We start from the raw sequence: 17,025 nt of genomic DNA, 5'->3' as shown, positions 1-17,025 counted from the left end.
ACGACGCCCGGTCCCGCGCGGGGAGCGCCGGGTGACGTCAGCGCGCGCGCTCGACGAACGTGGTCGGCGCCGGCGCGAGCGGGGACCGGCCGCTCGACGGGTCGGGCAGGCCGGCCGCCGGCCCGACGACGACGACGTACGCACGCCGGCCGTCCCCGGACATCGGGTCGAACGTCGGCACCTCGATCGTGGTCCCGCGGGTTCCGTCCGCGCGCACGACGGGCTCGGCGAGCTCGATCCGGGCGAGCGCGTCCGGAGCCACGGACCCCGGCACGGTCCCGGTCAGCACCCACGCGTCGCCCTGGGCCGCGTACGCCGTCTCGGTGCTGACGACGTCGACGAGCGCGTTCTCGCGCGAGCCGCCGAGCGCGGTCCGCCAGGCGGACTCGGGCAGCGGGCCCGCGCCGTCGACCCCGATCGTCGCGGGGACGTTCGTCGAGGCCGGGGGCGGCGCGTCCGGGTCCTGCACGACGGCGAGCCGGCCGGGCGCAGCCGGGTCGGGCAGGTCGAGGCCGAGGTCGAGCGCCGGCAGCCCGGCCGTGCGCTCGTCGCGGACGAGGTCGATCCCGAGCCGCGAGGTCGCGACGATCCCGGTCCCGACCTCGACGGCCGCGGCGTCGACGTCCTCGAGGAGCCCCTGGACGGTGTCGAGCACGCACTGCGGCTCCGCACCGCGGCACTCGCCGCCGAGCACCTCGGCGCCGCCCGCACCCGTCACGACGGGCACCAGGCGGAGGTCGTCGATGCGCAGCCACCCCTGCGACGCGGCGGATTCCGCCGAGAGCCGCACGGCGTACACCCGGCCGGTGCCGTCGCCCGGCGCGTCGAACGTCGGGACCTCGACCCGGTCGACCGCGGTGCCGCCGGCCACGGGCACGAACCCGGGCTGCTCCTCGCCCACGAGCTCGACGACCGGGTCCTCGACCCACTGCGGCACGGTCCCGACGACGAGCATCTCGCGGCCGTCGGTGCTCGCGACGGTCCGGAACGTCGTGCCGGTCGCGGCGTCCTCGTCCGTCCACGGGTCGAGGCGCACGGTGTGCACGCTCGCGCCGGCCAGGTTCGCCCCGGCGTCGAGCGGGAGGCCGACGAACAGCGTCCCGGCGTCCTCGCTCAGCGTGATCGGGGCGCCGACGGGCACGTCGGGGAAGCCGAGGCCGAGGTCGACGGCGTCGGCCTCGCCGCGCACGCGGGCCGGGAAGGACGCGGCCGTGACCCCCTCGGCGACGGTCACGACGCGCACGTCGCCCGCGAGCGCGGGGGTGTCGTCGGCCGTCTGCTCGAGACCGGCGACGTACGTGCCGCCGAGCGCGAGGGCGACCACGGTGAACGTGCTGACCGCGGCACCACGGATGCGCCGCGCGGTCGTGCGGCGGTGCGCCGCGCGGATCACGTCGTCCGTCGCGAGCTGCATGGGCGGTGCGCCGGAGGTCGCGTAGCGGTGCAGGCGGGCCACGACCTCGTCCTCGCGGGGGTCGAGGAGCCGGGTCGGGGGCGGGGTGCGGGTCATCGGGGGCTCCTCGCGCGGGCGGTGGGGGCGGAGGGGTCGGCCGCGAGCACGCCGCGCAGGGACGCGAGCGCGCGGGACGCCGTGGACTTCACGGTGCCGACGCTCACACCGAGGTCGGCGGCCACCTCGGCCTCCGGCATCCCGACGAGGTGGCGCAGGACGACGATGCGGCGCTGGCGCGGGGACAGGGTCGCCAGGGCGCGCACGAGCAGGTCGCGGTCGGCGGCGGCGACCTGGTGGTCGCGGCCCGCCGCGGGGGTCGGGCCGGTACGTGCTGCGGCGCCGTCGGGCAGGTCCTCGGGCGCGGTCAGCACCTCGCGGCGCCGGCGCCGCCACGAGTCGACCCGGAGGTTCGCGAGCACGCGGCGGGTGTAGGCGAGCGGGTCGCCGGTGCGGACGCGGGACCACGCGGCGTAGGTGCGCACGAGCGCCTGCTGGGTCAGCTCCTCCGCGCGGTGCGCGTCGCCGCACAGCAGCCACGCGGTGCGCAGCAGGTCGTCCCCGTGCTCGGACATGAACGCGGCGAACTCCGCGTCGCGGCTCGCGGCGTCGACCTCGCGGGTCTGCGCGCGCTGCGCGGCACCGCGGCGCGCGACGCGCTCGACGAGGACGACCTCCTCGGAGGGCAGGTCCGGGGGGTCACCGGGGAAGGCGAGGGTGCCGCTCGTCATGGTGGTCACACCGTAGAAGACGCACGACCCGCCCCGAAGGTTGAGTCCGGACGTCACCCGGGTGCTTCGCGAGAGGGGGGCGCGCGCCGCGTGGGGGACAATCGACGGGTGACGCCTGCGACCGTGACCCCCGCCGTGCCCGCCCCGACGCCGAGCGGCGCCTCGGCGGACGCTGCGCCCGGAACCGGCACGCGCGTGCTCCCGCCGCTGCGCATCGGGCCCCTCACCATCGACACGCCCGTCGTGCTCGCGCCGATGGCGGGCGTGACGAACGCGGCCTTCCGGCGGCTGTGCCGGGAGTCGGGCGCCGGGCTCTACGTCGCCGAGATGGTCACGTCGCGCGCGCTCGTCGAGCGGGGCGAGGAGTCGATGCGGATCATCTCCCACGAGCCCGACGAGAAGCCGCGCTCGGTGCAGGTCTACGGCGTCGACCCCGCGACCGTCGGTGCGGCGGTGCGCCTCATCGCCTCCGAGGACCGCGCGGACCACGTCGACCTCAACTTCGGCTGCCCGGTGCCCAAGGTCACGCGGCGCGGCGGGGGAGCGGTGCTGCCCTGGAAGCGGGACCTGTTCCGCTCGATCATCAGCGCCGCGGTCGACGCCGCGAGCCCGTACGGCGTGCCCGTGACCGTCAAGATGCGCAAGGGCATCGACGACGACCACCTGACGTACCTCGAGGCGGGTCTCGTCGCGCAGGAGGTCGGCGTCGCGGCGGTCGCGCTGCACGCCCGGACGGCGGCCGACTACTACTCGGGCACGGCCGACTGGGAGTCGATCGCGCGGCTCAAGGAGGCGGTGACGGACATCCCGGTGCTCGGCAACGGCGACATCTGGTCGGCCGAGGACGCGCTCGCCATGGTCGCGCAGACCGGGTGCGACGGCGTCGTCGTCGGGCGGGGCTGCCAGGGACGGCCCTGGCTGTTCGCCGACCTCGCGGCGGCGTTCGCCGGGTCGGACGAGCGTCGCCGGCCGGGGCTCGGCGAGGTCGCCGCCGTGGTGCGCCGGCACGCGGAGCTCATGATCGAGCACTTCGGGGACGAGTCGAAGGCGCTGCGCGAGATGCGCAAGCACATGGCCTGGTACCTCAAGGGGTACGTGGTGGGCGGCGAGCTCCGCGCGAAGCTCGGGCTGGTGTCGACGCTCGCGGAGCTCGACGAGCGGCTCGGGGCGCTCGACCTCGACCAGCCGTACCCCGGTGAGGCGGCGGAGGGGCAGCGGGGGCGCGCGGGCTCGCCCAAGCGCCCGACGCTGCCGGAGGGCTGGCTCGCGTCGCGCGAGCTGAGCGACGACTTCCGGCGCGCGCTGCACGAGGCCGAGCTGAGCGTCTCGGGCGGGTGACCCGAGCGGCGGACGCGAGCGACTGAGCCGGGCGGCTGACTCGAACGACCGAGCCGGGCGGCCGATCCGGGCGGCTGACTCGAACGGCTGACCGCGCCGGCTCCCGAGCCGCGCGGGACCGTCGTCGGCGTTGCAAGTTTCTGTACGCTTGCAGCCGTCCCGACGACGGCAGGAGCCCCGTGCAGAGCAGCACACGACCCACCCGAGGGCTGCGCCGCCGCGCGGCCGCCGCACTCCTCGCCCTGGGGCTCGCCGCCGGGCTCGGCGCGTGCACGTCCCCCGAGGACGGCGCTCCCGAGCCCGCCGGCGCGCGCGACGTCGGCGTGCAGCTCTTCCAGTGGACCTGGGACGCGATCGCGCGCGAGTGCACCGAGCGCCTCGGCCCGGCCGGGTACGGCTGGGTGCTCACGTCGCCACCGCAGGAGCACGTCCGCGGCGACGCCTGGTGGACCGCGTACCAGCCCGTGTCCTACCTGCTCGAGTCGCGGCTCGGCACCCGTGCGGAGCTCGCCGCGATGGTCGAGACGTGCCACGAGGCGGGCGTCGACGTCGTGGTGGACGCGGTCGTCAACCACATGACGGGGCAGGACGAGCCCGGTACCGGCTGGGCGGGGTCGCCGTACTCCCACTACGACCACCCGGGCGTCTGGTCCGACGCGGCGGGGGACTTCCACCACTGCGGCGTCCCGCCTGCCGACGACATCGCCGACTACCGCGACGCCTACGAGGTCCAGCACTGCGAGCTCGTGAACCTCGCGGACCTCGCGACCGGGCGCGTCGCGGTGCAGGACCGGCTCGTCGCCTACCTGCAGGACGTGCTGAGCCTCGGCGTCGACGGCTTCCGCATCGACGCCGCGAAGCACATGCCCGCCGAGGACGTCGCCGCGCTGGTCGAGCGGCTGCCGGAGGGCACCCGCATCGTCTCCGAGGTCATCCGCGGCGGCGGCGAGCCCGTCGTGCCCGAGCAGTACGCCGGGTTCGGGGACGTCTTCGAGTTCGCCTGGGGCCGCGAGGCGACCGGCATGATCCGCGGCGGGTCGCTGCGCCTGGTCACCGAGCTCGGCACGGGGTCGTCGTACCTGCCGTCCGAGAAGGCGTGGATCTTCGTCGAGAACCACGACACCGAGCGGGGCGGCAGCACGCTCGGGTACGCGGACGGCACCTCGTACGTGCTCGCGAACGTCCTCATGCTCGCGACGGGCTACGGCCGCCCGGTCGTGTACTCGGGCTACGCGTTCAGCGACCGCGACGCCGGGCCCGAGCAGGACGGCGACGGTGCGGTGCTCGACGCCGCGTGCCCCGACGACGCGGGCGCCGACCGGGCGTACGCCGACGGCGAGTGGGTCTGCCAGCACCGGTGGCGCACCGTCGAGGGCATGGTCGGCTGGCGCTCCGCGGTGGGCGACGACCCCGTCGGGGCGCGGTGGGAGGACGGCGACGCGATCGCCCTCAGCCGCGGCGAGCGGGGGACCGTGGTCGTCAACGGGGGCGACGCGCCGCTCGAGGCGCGCGTGCCGACGACGCTGCGGGACGGGGAGTACTGCGACGTGCTCGCAGGGCCGACGGCGGCGGCCGGCACGGACGGTCCGCGGTGCACGGGCGACCCGGTGCGCGTCGACGACGGCGAGGTCGCCGCGCGCGTGCCCGCCGGGAGCGCGGTGGCGCTGCACGTCGGGGCGCGCGCGGAGGCCTGAACGGACGCGCCGGCCCCGGGATCTCCCCGGGGCCGGCGCCGTCGTCGCGCAGGAGCCGTCAGGCCAGGCGGGCCCACACGGTCGTGTCGGCCGGGACGACGACGCGCCCGTCCTCGGCCGTGACGTCACCGCTCGCGAGCAGCACCTCGGCGCCCTCGGGCAGCGCGACCGGCGCGCCGCCGAAGACGGTCAGCACGAGCACGTCGCGGTTGAGGAACGCGAGCACCTCGCCGCCGAGCACCTCCGGGGCGTCGACCCACGCGAGCGAGCCCGAGCCGAGGCCCTGCTCGCGGCGCACGCGCAGCGCGGCCCGGTAGGTCTCGTAGGTCGAGCCCTCGACGCCCTGCTGCGCGTCGAGCGCGAAGCGGCTCCACGACTCCGGCTGCGGGAGCCACGTCGCGCCGGTCGGCGAGAAGCCGAGCCCGGGGGCGTCCGCGGACCAGGGGAGCGGCACGCGGCAGCCGTCGCGGCCGCGCTCGGTGTGGCCCGAGCGCCACCAGGCCGGGTCCTGGCGCAGGTCGTCGTCGAGCGACGTGTGCTCGGGCAGCCCGAGCTCCTCGCCCTGGTACAGGTACGCCGAGCCGGGCAGGCCGAGCATGAGCAGCGACGCGGCGCGGGCGCGGCGCAGGCCGAGCTCCTCGTCGGGCTGCTCGTCGCCGACGCCGATGCCGTTGGGGCGCGCGCCGGGCGTGCTCAGGCCGAGGCGCGACGCGTGGCGCACGACGTCGTGGTTCGACAGCACCCAGGTCGTGGGCGCACCGACGCCGTCGCTCGCGACGAGCGAGGCGGTGACCACCGAGCGGAGCGCGGCGGCGTCCCACGGGGTCGTGAGGAACGAGAAGTTGAACGCCTGGTGCATCTCGTCGGGGCGGACGTAGCGCGCGAGGCGGGTCAGCGGCTCGACCCACGCCTCGGCGACGAGCGCACGGTCGCCGTCGTACTCCGCGAGGACGCGGTGCCACGCGCGGTAGATGTCGTGGACGCCCTCCTGGTCGAACATCGGGCCCTGGTTGCCGGCGCCCGTCGAGCCGTCGTCGGCCGGGCTCGCGCCGTCGACCATCGTGACCTCGCCGTCCCAGTCGGGCAGGCCCGGCGCCTTGACCATGCCGTGCGCGACGTCGATGCGGAAGCCGTCGACGCCCCGGTCGAGCCAGAACCGCAGGACGTCCTCGAACTCGCTGCGGACCTCGGGGTGCTCCCAGTTCAGGTCCGGCTGACGGGTGTCGAACATGTGCAGGTACCACTGGCCGGGCGTGCCGTCGGCGTCCGTCGTCCGGGTCCACGCGGGCCCGCCGAAGATCGACCGCCAGTTGTTCGGCGGCTCGGAGCCGTCGGCGCCCTTGCCCTCGCGGAAGAGGTAGCGCTCGCGCTCGGCGCTCCCCGGGCCGGCGGCCAGGGCGGCCTGGAACCAGACGTGCTCGTCCGACGTGTGGTTCGGCACGAGGTCGACGATCACGCGCATGCCCAGCCCGTGCGCGCGCTCGAGCAGCACGTCGAAGTCGGCGAGCGTCCCGAACAGCGGGTCGACGTCGCGGTAGTCGGCCACGTCGTAGCCCGCGTCGGCCTGCGGGGAGCGGTAGAACGGCGAGAGCCACACGGCGTCGACCCCGAGGGTCGCGAGGTGCTCGAGCCGCGAGGTGATGCCGGGCAGGTCGCCGATGCCGTCGCCGGAGCCGTCCGCGAACGAGCGCGGGTAGACCTGGTAGATGACGGCGTGGCGCCACCACTCCTCGGCGGGCGAGCCCTCGGCGTGCACGAGGGTCGTGTCGAGCGTGCGGGTACGGGGGTCGGTGGTCGTCACAGGGCTGTGCCTCGTTTCGGAGTGGGGATGGGCTGCTGCGCCCGGTGCAGGTGCGCGGGGACGCGTCCGTGGGGACGCGCCCACGCCGGTCGCTACCGGCTGCGCGGGGTCGTGCTGCTGAGGGTCAGCGTACGGCGGGCGCTGCGCCCGTCGATGCCCGCACGATGAGCTCCGGGTGGAACAGGAGCTCGCTGCGGGGGGCCTTGGTGCCGCTGATCTCGGCGACCAGCGCGCTGACCGCCGCGTGCCCCATGGCCTGCACGGGCTGGCGCACGGTCGTGAGCGGCGGGTCGGTGAACGCGATCAGCGGGGAGTCGTCGTAGCCGACGACGGACAGGTCGGTGGGCACGTCGAGGCCGCGCTGGCGGGCGGCCCGGATCGCGCCCAGGGCCATGAGGTCGGACCCGCAGATGATCGCGGTGTGGCCCGACTCGATGAGCTCGCCGGCGGCGGCCTGGCCGCCCTCGACCGTGAACAGGGTCGTGACGACGTGCGCGGCGGCGTCCTCCTCGCCGAGCTGGCGGCGCAGCTGCTCGGCGAACGAGACGACCTTGCGCTGCGCGGGCACGAACCGGTCGGGGCCGATCGCGAGCCCGATGCGCCGGTGCCCGAGCGAGACGAGGTGCCGCACGGACAGCTCCATCGACGACGGGTCGTCGTTGGAGATCGAGGGGGCGTCGACGCCCTCGGCGTGGCCGTTGACGAGCACGATCGGCACGCCGCGGCTGCGCAGGCGGTGGTACCGCTCCTTGCTGGCCGTGGTGTCCGCGTGCAGGCCCGAGACGAACAGGATCCCGTCGACCTCGTGCTCGAGGAGCATCTCGACGTACTGGTCCTCGGTCGTGCCGCCGGGGGACTGCGTGCACAGCAGCGGGGTGTACCCGCGCTCGGAGAGCATCGACTCGATGACCTGGGCGAACGCGGGGAAGACCGGGTTGGACAGCTCCGGCACGACGAGCCCCACGAGGCCGGCCGAGCGTGTGCGCAGCTTCTCGGGGCGCTCGTAGCCGAGCACGTCGAGCGCGGCGAGCACCGCCTGGCGGGTCTGCGCCGAGACCCCCTGCTTGCCGTTGAGCACGCGCGAGACCGTGGCTGTGCTGACGCCTGCCTGCTCGGCCAGGTCCATCAGTCGCGTGCGCACGTGGGGCAGCGTAAGGGACACGGGACCTCCTCGTCCGGATGTGGGGCACGTGGGCGCAGTCCGGTGCTGGGGCCCTGAGGAAACTGCGGTGTGAAAGCGTTGCCTGAAAGTTACCGTAACGAGTTGCAAGAACGAAGACAAGCGGGTTAGCGTCCGTCCCACCAGGCCGGCGTCGGTGGGACACCCCCGACGGAGGCAGCCCCACAGATCCTTGGAGACACGAAGATGCGACGGAGCATCCCCCTCGTTGCGGCGGCCCTCGGCGTGACGCTCACGCTCTCGGCCTGCAGCGGCTCGTCGGACGAGCCCACCGGCGACGCGAGCTCGGCGGCCCCCGAGCTCACCGGAACCCTCACGGTCTGGGTCGACGAGACCCGCATCGACTCGTTCAAGCCGGTCGCCGAGTCCTACCAGGAGGAGACGGGCGTCCAGCTCGACCTCGTGCAGAAGGCCTCGGGCGACATCCGCACCGACTTCGTGACCCAGGTCCCCACCGGCGAGGGCCCCGACGTCGTCATCGGCGCGCACGACTGGACCGGCGAGTTCGTCAACAACGGCGTCGTCGCCCCCGTCGAGCTCGGCGACAAGGCCGGCGACTTCGCCGAGTCCGCGATCACCGCGTTCGCCTACGACGGCAAGCAGTACGGCGTCCCGTACGCGATCGAGAACATCGCGCTCGTCCGCAACGACGCGCTGCTCACCGAGACCCCCGCGACCTTCGACGAGCTCGTCGCGCAGGGCAAGGGTGCCGGCACGCCGTTCCCCGTCGTCATCCAGCAGGGCGACCAGGGCGACGCGTACCACCTGTACCCGCTGCAGACGTCGTTCGGCGCCCCCGTCTTCGCGCAGGCGGCCGACGGCTCCTACACTCCCGAGCTCGCGCTCGGCGGCGAGGCCGGCACCGCGTTCGCCACGTACCTCGCCAAGCTCGGCACCGAGAAGGTGCTCGACCCGGCGATCGACGGCGACAAGGCCAAGCAGGCGTTCCTCGACGGCCAGACCCCGTACATCGTCACGGGCCCCTGGTACGCCGAGGCGTTCGTCGAGGCCGGCATGGACATCACCGTCCTGCCCGTCCCGAGCGCGGGCGGCCAGGAGGCCCAGCCGTTCGTCGGTGTCCAGGGCGCGTTCATCAGCGCCAAGACCGAGAACTCGGTCCTCGCGAACGACTTCGTCACGAACTACCTCACGACCGAGGCCGTCCAGGACGAGCTCTACGCCACCGGCGGCCGCGTCCCGGCGCTGACCGCGTCGGCCGACAAGATCGACGACGAGGTCCTCGCGGGCTTCAACGAGGCCGGCGCGACCGGCGCCCCGATGCCGTCGCTGCCCGAGATGGGCTCGGTCTGGAGCTTCTGGGGCACGACCGAGGTCCAGCTCATCGGCGGCCAGGCGACCGACCCGGCCGGGGCGTGGGACGCCATGGTCACCAACATCCAGGGCGCGATCGACGGCTGACCTCGCGGGCGCACAGACCCGAGGTCAGCACACCCGAGGGGGTCCCGGCGGCGCACGCCGGGACCCCCTCGGCCCAGGCCCCTGCCCGGGCCCGCCGTGTCCGCACCCGGACCGCGGCACGCAGGATCGCGCGTTGGAGGACGCATGAGCACCCAGCAGACGGAGCCGGTCGCGGCCGGGCCCGACGCCCGCCCCCCGGCCCCCGAGCCCCGCCGCAGGTCGGTCACCTCGCACGCCCGCGACATCAAGCCGGGATTCCTCGTCAAGCTCGTGTTGGTCGCCCTCGTCGACGCGCTCGGGCTCTACGGCATCCTCGCCGCGGCCGCCGTCCAGTCGTGGGGCATCGTCGCTTTCCTGGTCCTCGCGCTCGTCGCGGTCAACTGGGTCTACTTCTCGCGGCGGATGCTGCCGGGCAAGTACCTCGTGCCGGGCCTGCTGTTCCTGCTCGTGTACCAGCTGTTCGTCATGGCCTACACGGGCTACGTGTCGTTCACGAACTACGGCGACGGCCACAACTCCACCAAGGCCGACGCGATCAGCGCGATCCAGGTCCAGACCGAGCGCCGGGTCGAGGGCTCGCCGTCGTACCCGGTCACCGTGCTGAGCCGCGGCGACGAGCTCGCGCTCGGGATCGTCGACGAGGACGGCGACGTCCGCGTCGGCACCCCGGACCAGCCGCTCGAGACCGTCGACGGTGCGCAGGCCGACGGCGACCGCATCACCGAGGTCGAGGGCTTCGAGGTCCTCGGCCTCGCGCAGATCGCGCAGCAGCAGGCCGAGATCACCGGGCTGCGCGTGCCGGTGTCCGACGACGCCTCCGACGGGAGCCTGCGGACGCAGGACGGCTCGACCGGGTACGTGTACACCCCGAGCGTCGAGTACGACGAGGACGCCGACACGTTCACGGACCTCGAGACCGGCACCGTCTACACGCCGTCGCGGTACGGCACGTTCACCGCGGAGGACGGCTCGACCCTGACCCCCGGGTGGCGCGTCGGCGTCGGGCTCGAGAACTACACCGCGATGTTCAGCGACTCGCGCCTGTCCGGGCCGTTCTTCTCGGTCCTGGCGTGGACGTTCGCCTTCGCGATCCTGTCGGTCGTCACGACCTTCGGGCTCGGGCTCTTCCTCGCGATCGTCTTCAACGACCCGCGGGTGCGCGGTCGCCGGTTCTACCGCTCGCTGCTGATCCTCCCGTACGCCTTCCCGGGGTTCCTCGCGGCGCTCGTGTGGCGCGGGATGCTCAACCCGCGGTTCGGCTTCGTCAACGAGGTGCTGCTGGGCGGCGCCGACGTGCCCTGGCTGACGGACCCGATGCTCGCCAAGCTCTCGATCCTGCTGGTGAACCTCTGGCTCGGCTTCCCGTACATGTTCCTCGTCTGCACGGGTGCGCTCCAGGCGATCCCGTCCGACGTGATCGAGTCGGCGCGCATGGACGGCGCGGGCGCGCTCCGGGTGTTCCGCTCGATGACGCTCCCGCTCCTGATGATCTCGGTCGCCCCGCTGCTGATCTCGAGCTTCGCGTTCAACTTCAACAACTTCACGCTGATCTACATGCTCACGGGCGGCGGGCCCAACTTCGAGAGCGCGCCGGTGCTCGTCGGGCACACCGACATCCTCATCTCGATGGTCTACGCCGTCGCCTTCGAGAGCGGGGTCAAGCAGTACGGCCTCGCGAGCGCGGTGTCGATCCTCATCTTCGTCATCGTCGGCGCGATCTCCTACGCCGCCTTCCGGCGCACCAAGACCCTCGAGGAGCTGTGATGGCCCGCGCGTCTCTCGAACAGCACGCACCGGTGAGCGGCGTCCGGTGGTGGCGCGAGGTCGGCTGGCGCCACGTCGTCGGCGTCGTGATGGTCGTCGTGTGCGCGACCCCGCTGCTCTACGTGGTGTCGGCCTCGCTCAACGCCGGCGGGACGCTGACGGGGTCGAACAAGCTCTTCAGCCAGGTCAGCGGCGCGAACTACGCCGAGCTCGCGACCACCGACTTCCCGCGGTGGGCGGTCAACTCCCTCGTGGTGTGCACCGCGACCGCGCTCGGCACGGTGCTCATGGGAGCGGCGGCGGCGTACGCGTTCTCGCGCTTCCGGTTCCAGGGACGGCGTGCCTCGCTGACGTCGCTGCTGCTGGTCCAGATGTTCCCGCAGATGCTCGCGTTCGTCGCGATCTTCCTGCTGCTGCTCACGCTCGGTGACGTGTTCCCGGCGCTCGGCCTCAACAGCCGGCTCGCGCTCATCGCGGTGTACCTCGGCGGCGCGCTCGGCGTGAACGCGTTCCTCATGTACGGGTTCTTCAACACGATCCCGCGCGAGCTCGACGAGGCCGCGAAGATCGACGGGGCGAGCCACGCGCAGATCTTCTTCACGATCATCCTGCGCCTCGTCTCCCCGATCCTCGCGGTCGTCGGGCTGCTCTCGTTCGTCTCGGCGTACGGCGAGTTCATCCTCGCCAAGATCGTGCTGAGCCGCGTCGAGAACTACACGCTCGCCGTGGGGCTGTACGTGTGGGCGTCCGACGAGCGGAACGCGCCCTGGGGGCTCTTCGCCGCCGGCGCGGTGCTCGCCGCGATCCCGGTCCTGCTGCTGTTCCAGTTCCTGCAGCGCTACATCGTCTCGGGCCTGACCGCCGGGTCGGTGAAGGGGTGACGGCGCTCGACCCGTCGAGCCGCGTCCGACCGCAGGTGCGCCACCTGCTCGACGAGCCGCACCACGACGGCTCCGAGGTCTACGTCCCGGCCGGCACCCCGGCGCTGGGCGACGTCGTGCCCGTGCGGTTCCGCGTCCCGGCGTCGGGCACGGAGCGGGCGGTGTGGGTCCGCACGGTGCGGGACGGCGAGCCGCGCATCGAGCCCGCGCGGCTCGACCGGGCGGACTCCCACGGGCGCTGGTACGTCGCCGACGTGCCGGTGCACAACCCGGTCACGGGCTACCGCGCGCTGCTCGACGAGCCGGGCGGCTACCGCTGGCTCAACGGGCGCGGCGTGCACGCGCGCGAGGTGCCCGACGTCGCCGACTTCCGGCTCACGGTGCACGCCCCCGCCCCGGCGTGGCTCTCGTCGGCGGTCGTCTACCAGGTGTTCCCCGACCGCTTCGCACGGGCCGGCTCGCACGAGGGGCTCCCCGAGGGCGAGCTGCCCGACTGGGCGGTCCCGGCGCGCTGGGACGACGAGCCGATCCCCGCGGGACCGGGGGTCTCGCAGCAGCTCTTCGGCGGGCACCTCGCGGGCGTCGAGGCCCACCTCGACCACCTCGAGCGGCTCGGGGTCGACACGCTCTACCTCACGCCGATCTTCCCGAGCCGCTCCAACCACCGGTACGACGCGCGCACGTTCGACCACGTCGACCCGCTGCTCGGTGGCGACGCCGCGTTCGCGTCGCTGTCCGCCGCGGTGCACGCGCGGGGGCTGCGGCTGATCGGGGACCTCACGACGAACCACACGGGGGCCGGCCACGAGTGGTTCGAGCGGGCCCGCGCGGACCGCACGAGCGAGGAGGCGTCGTTCTACTACTGGACGGACGCCGACCCCGGCTACGTCGGCTGGCTCGAGCACGCGTCGCTGCCCAAGCTCAACTACGCGGCGCGCCCGCTCGCGCAGCGCATGATCGACGGGCCCGACTCCGTCATCGCCCGCTGGCTGCGTGCGCCCTACGCGCTCGACGGCTGGCGCATCGACGTCGCGAACATGACCGGGCGCTACGCGAGCGAGGACCGCACGCACGAGGTGGCCCGCACGATCCGGCGCACGATGCAGGCGGTCAACCCCGACTCGGTGCTCGTGAGCGAGCACTTCCACGACGCCGGCCCCGACCTCGCGGGCGACGGCTGGCACGCGAACATGAACTACTCGGCGTTCACGCGGCCGGTCTGGACGTGGCTCGCGGAGCCCGGCTCGGAGCTCGGCTTCCTCGGGATGCCCGTGCCGGTGCCGAGCCGTGACGGGCACGCGATGGTCCACTCGATGCGCGAGTTCGACGCGGCCGTCCCGTGGGCCGTGACGCGGCACCAGTGGAACATGCTCGGCTCGCACGACACCGCGCGCCTGCGCACCGTCGTCGGCTCGCGCGAGCGCGTCGAGGTGGCCGCCGGGCTGCTGTTCACCTACCCGGGGACGCCCGCGATGTTCGCGGGCGACGAGGGCGCGCTGCGCGGGACCAACGGCGAGCACGCGCGCGTGCCGATGCCGTGGGACGCGATCGCCGGAGGTGACGGCTCGCGGTGGGACGCCGCGACGTTCGAGGTCTACCGCACGCTGATCGCGCTCCGGCGGGGGAGCCGTGCGCTGCGCGAGGGCGGCCTGCGCTGGGCCGTCGTCGGGCCCGACGCGGTCGCGTTCCTGCGTGAGACGGCCGACGAGCGCGTGCTCGTGCTCGCCGCCCGCGCGCCGTGGTCCGGCGCCGACCTCCCGCGCCACCTGCTCGCGCCCGGACACGACGCCGAGAACCTCTACGGCGGCGCGGCCCTCGACCTGACGCCCGGCGCGCTGCGGCTGCCCGGCGACGGCCCCGGGTTCCAGGTGTGGAGGCTCGCCTGACCCGCCCGCGAGCAGCGAACTAGGGTGTGCGCGTGAGCGCGCAGACCCTGACCGACGGCTACACCGAGGTCGACCGCGCCCGCTGGGTCACCGAGGCGCCGAAGTCGCGCGCCCGGACCCCGTTCGAGCGCGACCGGGCCCGGCTCGTGCACTCCTCGGCGCTGCGCCGGCTCGGCGCCAAGACGCAGGTGCTCGGCCCGGCGTCCGACGACTTCGTCCGCACGCGCCTGACGCACACGCTGGAGGTCGCGCAGGTCGGCCGCGAGATCGGCAAGGCGCTCGGCTGCGACCCCGACGTCGTCGACACCGCGTGCCTCGCGCACGACCTGGGGCACCCGCCGTTCGGGCACAACGGGGAGCGCGCGCTCGCCGAGCTGGCCCGCAACATCGGCGGGTTCGAGGGCAACGCGCAGACCCTGCGCCTGCTGACCCGGCTCGAGCCCAAGGTCGTCGGTCCGGACGGCACGGCGGTCGGGCTGAACCTCACGCGCGCGAGCCTCGACGCGTCGGTCAAGTACCCGTGGGCGTTCGGCGAGGGACCGCTGCTCAGCGACGGGCGGCCGACGCACAAGTTCGGGGTCTACCAGGACGACCTGCCCGTCTTCGCGTGGCTGCGCGCCGACGCGCCCGAGGGCCGCAAGTGCCTCGAGGCGCAGGTCATGGACCTCGCGGACGACATCTCCTACTCGGTGCACGACGTCGAGGACGCCGTCGTGGGCGGTCGCCTGGACCTCCGGGTGCTGACCGACGACGACGAGCGGTCCCGCGTCCTGCAGGCCGTCGACGCCTGGTACGGCGACGCGATCGGGCCCGACGAGCTCGCCGACGCGATGGACCGGCTCAACGAGGCGGACCTGTGGGCGCAGGGCTTCGACGGGTCGCGCGGCGCGCTCGCGCACCTCAAGGACGCCACGAGCCAGCTCATCGGGCGGTTCGCCGGCGCCGCCCACGCCGCGACCCGCGCGCAGTACGGCCCCGGACCGCTGACCCGCTACGCCGCCGACCTCGTCGTCCCCGTCGAGACGCAGGCCGAGATCCTCGTGCTCAAGGGCCTCGCGGTCGCCTACGTCATGGCCCCGCGCGAGCTCGAGCCGCTCTACCACCGCCAGCGCGAGATCCTCGTCGACCTCGTGCGCGTGCTCGCCGACCGCGCCCCGCTCGCGCTCGAGCCGCCGTTCGCCGCCGACTGGGCCGCCGCGGCCGACGACGCCGCACGCCTGCGCGTCGTGATCGACCAGGTCGCCTCGCTGACCGACGTCTCGGCCGCCGAGGTGCACGCGCGCCTCGTCCACCCGCCGCGGCACTGACACCGGTCGGGGAGGCGGGGGAGCGGCCCGCGACCCGGCCGGTCGCCCGCCGCGCCGGACCTAGGATTGCCCCGTGGCGGGACGCATCAAGCGGGAGGACGTGCAGGCCGTCCGCGAGCGTGCCCGGATCGAGGACGTCGTCGGCGAGCACGTCACGCTGAAGTCCGCGGGCGTCGGCTCGATGAAGGGCCTGTGCCCGTTCCACGACGAGCGCTCGCCGTCGTTCCACGTCCGCCCCCAGGTCGGCCTCTGGCACTGCTTCGGGTGCTCCGAGGGCGGCGACGTCATCTCGTTCGTGCAGAAGATCGACGGGCTGCCGTTCGCGGAGGCCGTGGAGTACCTCGCGGGGCGCGTCGGGATCCAGCTGCGGTACGAGGACGGCGGGGCACCGCGTCCCGGTGAGGAGCCCGGTCGCCGGCAGCGGCTGCTCGAGGCCCACCGCGTCGCCGCGACGTACTTCGCCGAGCAGCTCGCGACGCCCGGCGCCGCGGCCGCTCGCACGTTCCTCGCCGAGCGCGGGTTCGACCGGGCGGCCGCCGAGCAGTTCGGCGTCGGGTACGCGCCGCAGGGCTGGGACGCGCTGCTGCGCCACCTGCGCGGGCGCGGGTTCACGGAGGCCGAGCTCAAGGCCACGGGCCTCATGAGCGAGGGCAACCGAGGGCTCTACGACCGGTTCCGGGGGCGGCTCGTGTGGCCCATCCGCGAGGTCACGGGCGACACCGTGGGCTTCGGCGCGCGCAGGCTCTACGAGGACGACCAGGGCCCCAAGTACCTGAACACCCCCGAGACGGCGCTCTACAAGAAGTCGCAGGTGCTCTACGGCATCGACCTCGCGAAGCGGGAGATCGCCCGCAGCAAGCGGGTCGTGGTCGTCGAGGGCTACACCGACGTCATGGCGATGCACCTGTCCGGCGAGGGCACCGCGGTCGCGACGTGCGGCACGGCGTTCGGCAGCGACCACGCCCGCATCGTCCGGCGGCTCGTCGGCGACACCGGGGCGAGCGGCGGCGTCCAGCTCGCGTCCGGTGCCTCGGTCGGCGGCGAGATCATCTTCACGTTCGACGGCGACGCCGCGGGGCAGAAGGCCGCGATGCGCGCGTTCGGGGAGGACCAGACGTTCTCCGCGCAGACGTTCGTCGCGGTCGAGCCGAGCGGCATGGACCCGTGCGAGCTGCGCCAGGCGCAGGGACCGGACGCGGTGCGCGGGCTCGTCGAGGCGCGCCAGCCGCTGTTCGAGTTCGTGATCCGCACGACGCTGCGCTCGTTCGACCTGGAGCGCGCCGAGGGGCGGGTCAACGCGCTGCGCGCCGCCGTCCCGGTCGTCGCCGGGATCCGCGACCGCGGGCTGCGCCTCGAGTACGCGCGCCTGCTCGCCGGGTGGCTCGGGATGGACGAGGACACCGTGCGCCACGCGGTCGGCTCGGCGGTCCGGTCCGGGCCCACGGCGCGCCCGGGCGGGACCGGCGGCGCGCCCCGGCGCGACGGGGACCCCCGCCCCGCCGCCGCGCTCGTACGCCTCACCGAACACCCGGCGCACGGTCCCGCTGTCGCCGGCCGCACGGGTCAGGGCCGCG

The 17,025-nt window shown here is 74.3% G+C and carries 12 protein-coding genes; 8 read left to right on the top strand and 4 right to left on the bottom strand.

The annotated features are described in order from the left end of the window. Positions 1–37: 37 nt before the first annotated feature. Both AB6N24_RS04375 and AB6N24_RS04370 read right to left on the bottom strand, forming a co-directional pair. A complete protein-coding gene (locus AB6N24_RS04375) occupies positions 38–1,510 on the bottom strand; it encodes a hypothetical protein (RefSeq protein ID WP_412868203.1) in 1,473 nt (490 codons plus the stop codon). Further along, the gene (locus AB6N24_RS04370) at positions 1,507–2,181 is read right to left on the bottom strand and encodes a SigE family RNA polymerase sigma factor (RefSeq protein ID WP_412868202.1); all 675 of its coding nucleotides are present in this window, start codon (positions 2,179–2,181) and stop codon (positions 1,507–1,509) included. The genes AB6N24_RS04375 and AB6N24_RS04370 overlap by 4 nt, the downstream gene beginning before the upstream one ends. A 108-nt stretch (positions 2,182–2,289) precedes the next feature. Between AB6N24_RS04370 and dusB the strand changes: the two genes are divergently transcribed. After that, positions 2,290–3,519, top strand: coding sequence for a tRNA dihydrouridine synthase DusB (dusB, locus tag AB6N24_RS04365; protein WP_412868201.1), 1,230 nt, complete (start codon positions 2,290–2,292; stop codon positions 3,517–3,519). Positions 3,520–3,698: 179 nt separating this feature from the next. Further along, entirely contained in the window at positions 3,699–5,213 is a 1,515-nt protein-coding gene (locus tag AB6N24_RS04360; RefSeq protein ID WP_412868200.1) for an alpha-amylase, read from the top strand. A 58-nt stretch (positions 5,214–5,271) separates the two neighbouring features. On the opposite strand, the gene AB6N24_RS04355 is transcribed toward AB6N24_RS04360, so the two are convergent. Beyond that, positions 5,272–7,014 (bottom strand): glycoside hydrolase family 13 protein, encoded by a 1,743-nt coding sequence (locus AB6N24_RS04355; protein ID WP_412868199.1) that lies wholly within the window; start codon positions 7,012–7,014, stop codon positions 5,272–5,274. 124 nt (positions 7,015–7,138) lie between these two features. Further along, positions 7,139–8,140, bottom strand: a complete 1,002-nt coding sequence (locus AB6N24_RS04350; RefSeq protein ID WP_258727214.1) for a LacI family DNA-binding transcriptional regulator — start codon at positions 8,138–8,140, stop codon at positions 7,139–7,141. Between the two features lie 240 nt (positions 8,141–8,380). On the opposite strand from AB6N24_RS04350, the gene AB6N24_RS04345 reads away from it, so the two are divergent. The 6 genes from AB6N24_RS04345 to dnaG form a co-directional block, all read left to right on the top strand. After that, positions 8,381–9,613 (top strand): sugar ABC transporter substrate-binding protein, encoded by a 1,233-nt coding sequence (locus AB6N24_RS04345; protein ID WP_412868198.1) that lies wholly within the window; start codon positions 8,381–8,383, stop codon positions 9,611–9,613. A 144-nt stretch (positions 9,614–9,757) separates the two neighbouring features. Then, positions 9,758–11,377, top strand: a complete 1,620-nt coding sequence (locus AB6N24_RS04340) for an ABC transporter permease subunit (protein WP_412868197.1) — start codon at positions 9,758–9,760, stop codon at positions 11,375–11,377. Next, the gene (locus tag AB6N24_RS04335) at positions 11,377–12,258 is read left to right on the top strand and encodes a sugar ABC transporter permease (protein ID WP_412868196.1); all 882 of its coding nucleotides are present in this window, start codon (positions 11,377–11,379) and stop codon (positions 12,256–12,258) included. Before AB6N24_RS04340 ends, AB6N24_RS04335 begins: the two co-directional genes overlap by 1 nt. Beyond that, a complete protein-coding gene (locus tag AB6N24_RS04330) occupies positions 12,255–14,144 on the top strand; it encodes a glycoside hydrolase family 13 protein (RefSeq protein ID WP_412868195.1) in 1,890 nt (629 codons plus the stop codon). The genes AB6N24_RS04335 and AB6N24_RS04330 overlap by 4 nt, the downstream gene beginning before the upstream one ends. Before the next feature lie 32 nt (positions 14,145–14,176). Next, positions 14,177–15,451 (top strand): deoxyguanosinetriphosphate triphosphohydrolase, encoded by a 1,275-nt coding sequence (locus AB6N24_RS04325; protein WP_412868194.1) that lies wholly within the window; start codon positions 14,177–14,179, stop codon positions 15,449–15,451. 73 nt (positions 15,452–15,524) lie between these two features. Beyond that, positions 15,525–17,025 (top strand): DNA primase (gene dnaG / locus AB6N24_RS04320; RefSeq protein WP_412868193.1); only part of this gene is annotated, 1,501 nt, incomplete at its 3' end.

Origin of the sequence: Cellulomonas jepli (assembly GCF_047229345.1) — a bacterium.
Classification (GTDB): Bacteria; Actinomycetota; Actinomycetes; order Actinomycetales; family Cellulomonadaceae; genus Cellulomonas_A.
The sequence above is the reverse complement of the archived record's forward strand: the minus strand, read 5'-3'. Positions and strand labels throughout refer to the sequence as shown.

Bases quoted from the DNA above. Each gene is read 5' to 3' on its own strand.
- AB6N24_RS04345 (WP_412868198.1), top strand. From the start codon at position 8,381: ATGCGACGGAGCATCCCCCTCGTTGCGGCGGCCCTCGGCGTGACGCTC.
- AB6N24_RS04370 (WP_412868202.1), bottom strand. From the start codon at position 2,181: ATGACGAGCGGCACCCTCGCCTTCCCCGGTGACCCCCCGGACCTGCCC.
- AB6N24_RS04335 (WP_412868196.1), top strand. From the start codon at position 11,377: ATGGCCCGCGCGTCTCTCGAACAGCACGCACCGGTGAGCGGCGTCCGG.
- AB6N24_RS04350 (WP_258727214.1), bottom strand. From the start codon at position 8,140: ATGGACCTGGCCGAGCAGGCAGGCGTCAGCACAGCCACGGTCTCGCGC.
- AB6N24_RS04375 (WP_412868203.1), bottom strand. From the start codon at position 1,510: ATGACCCGCACCCCGCCCCCGACCCGGCTCCTCGACCCCCGCGAGGAC.
- AB6N24_RS04340 (WP_412868197.1), top strand. From the start codon at position 9,758: ATGAGCACCCAGCAGACGGAGCCGGTCGCGGCCGGGCCCGACGCCCGC.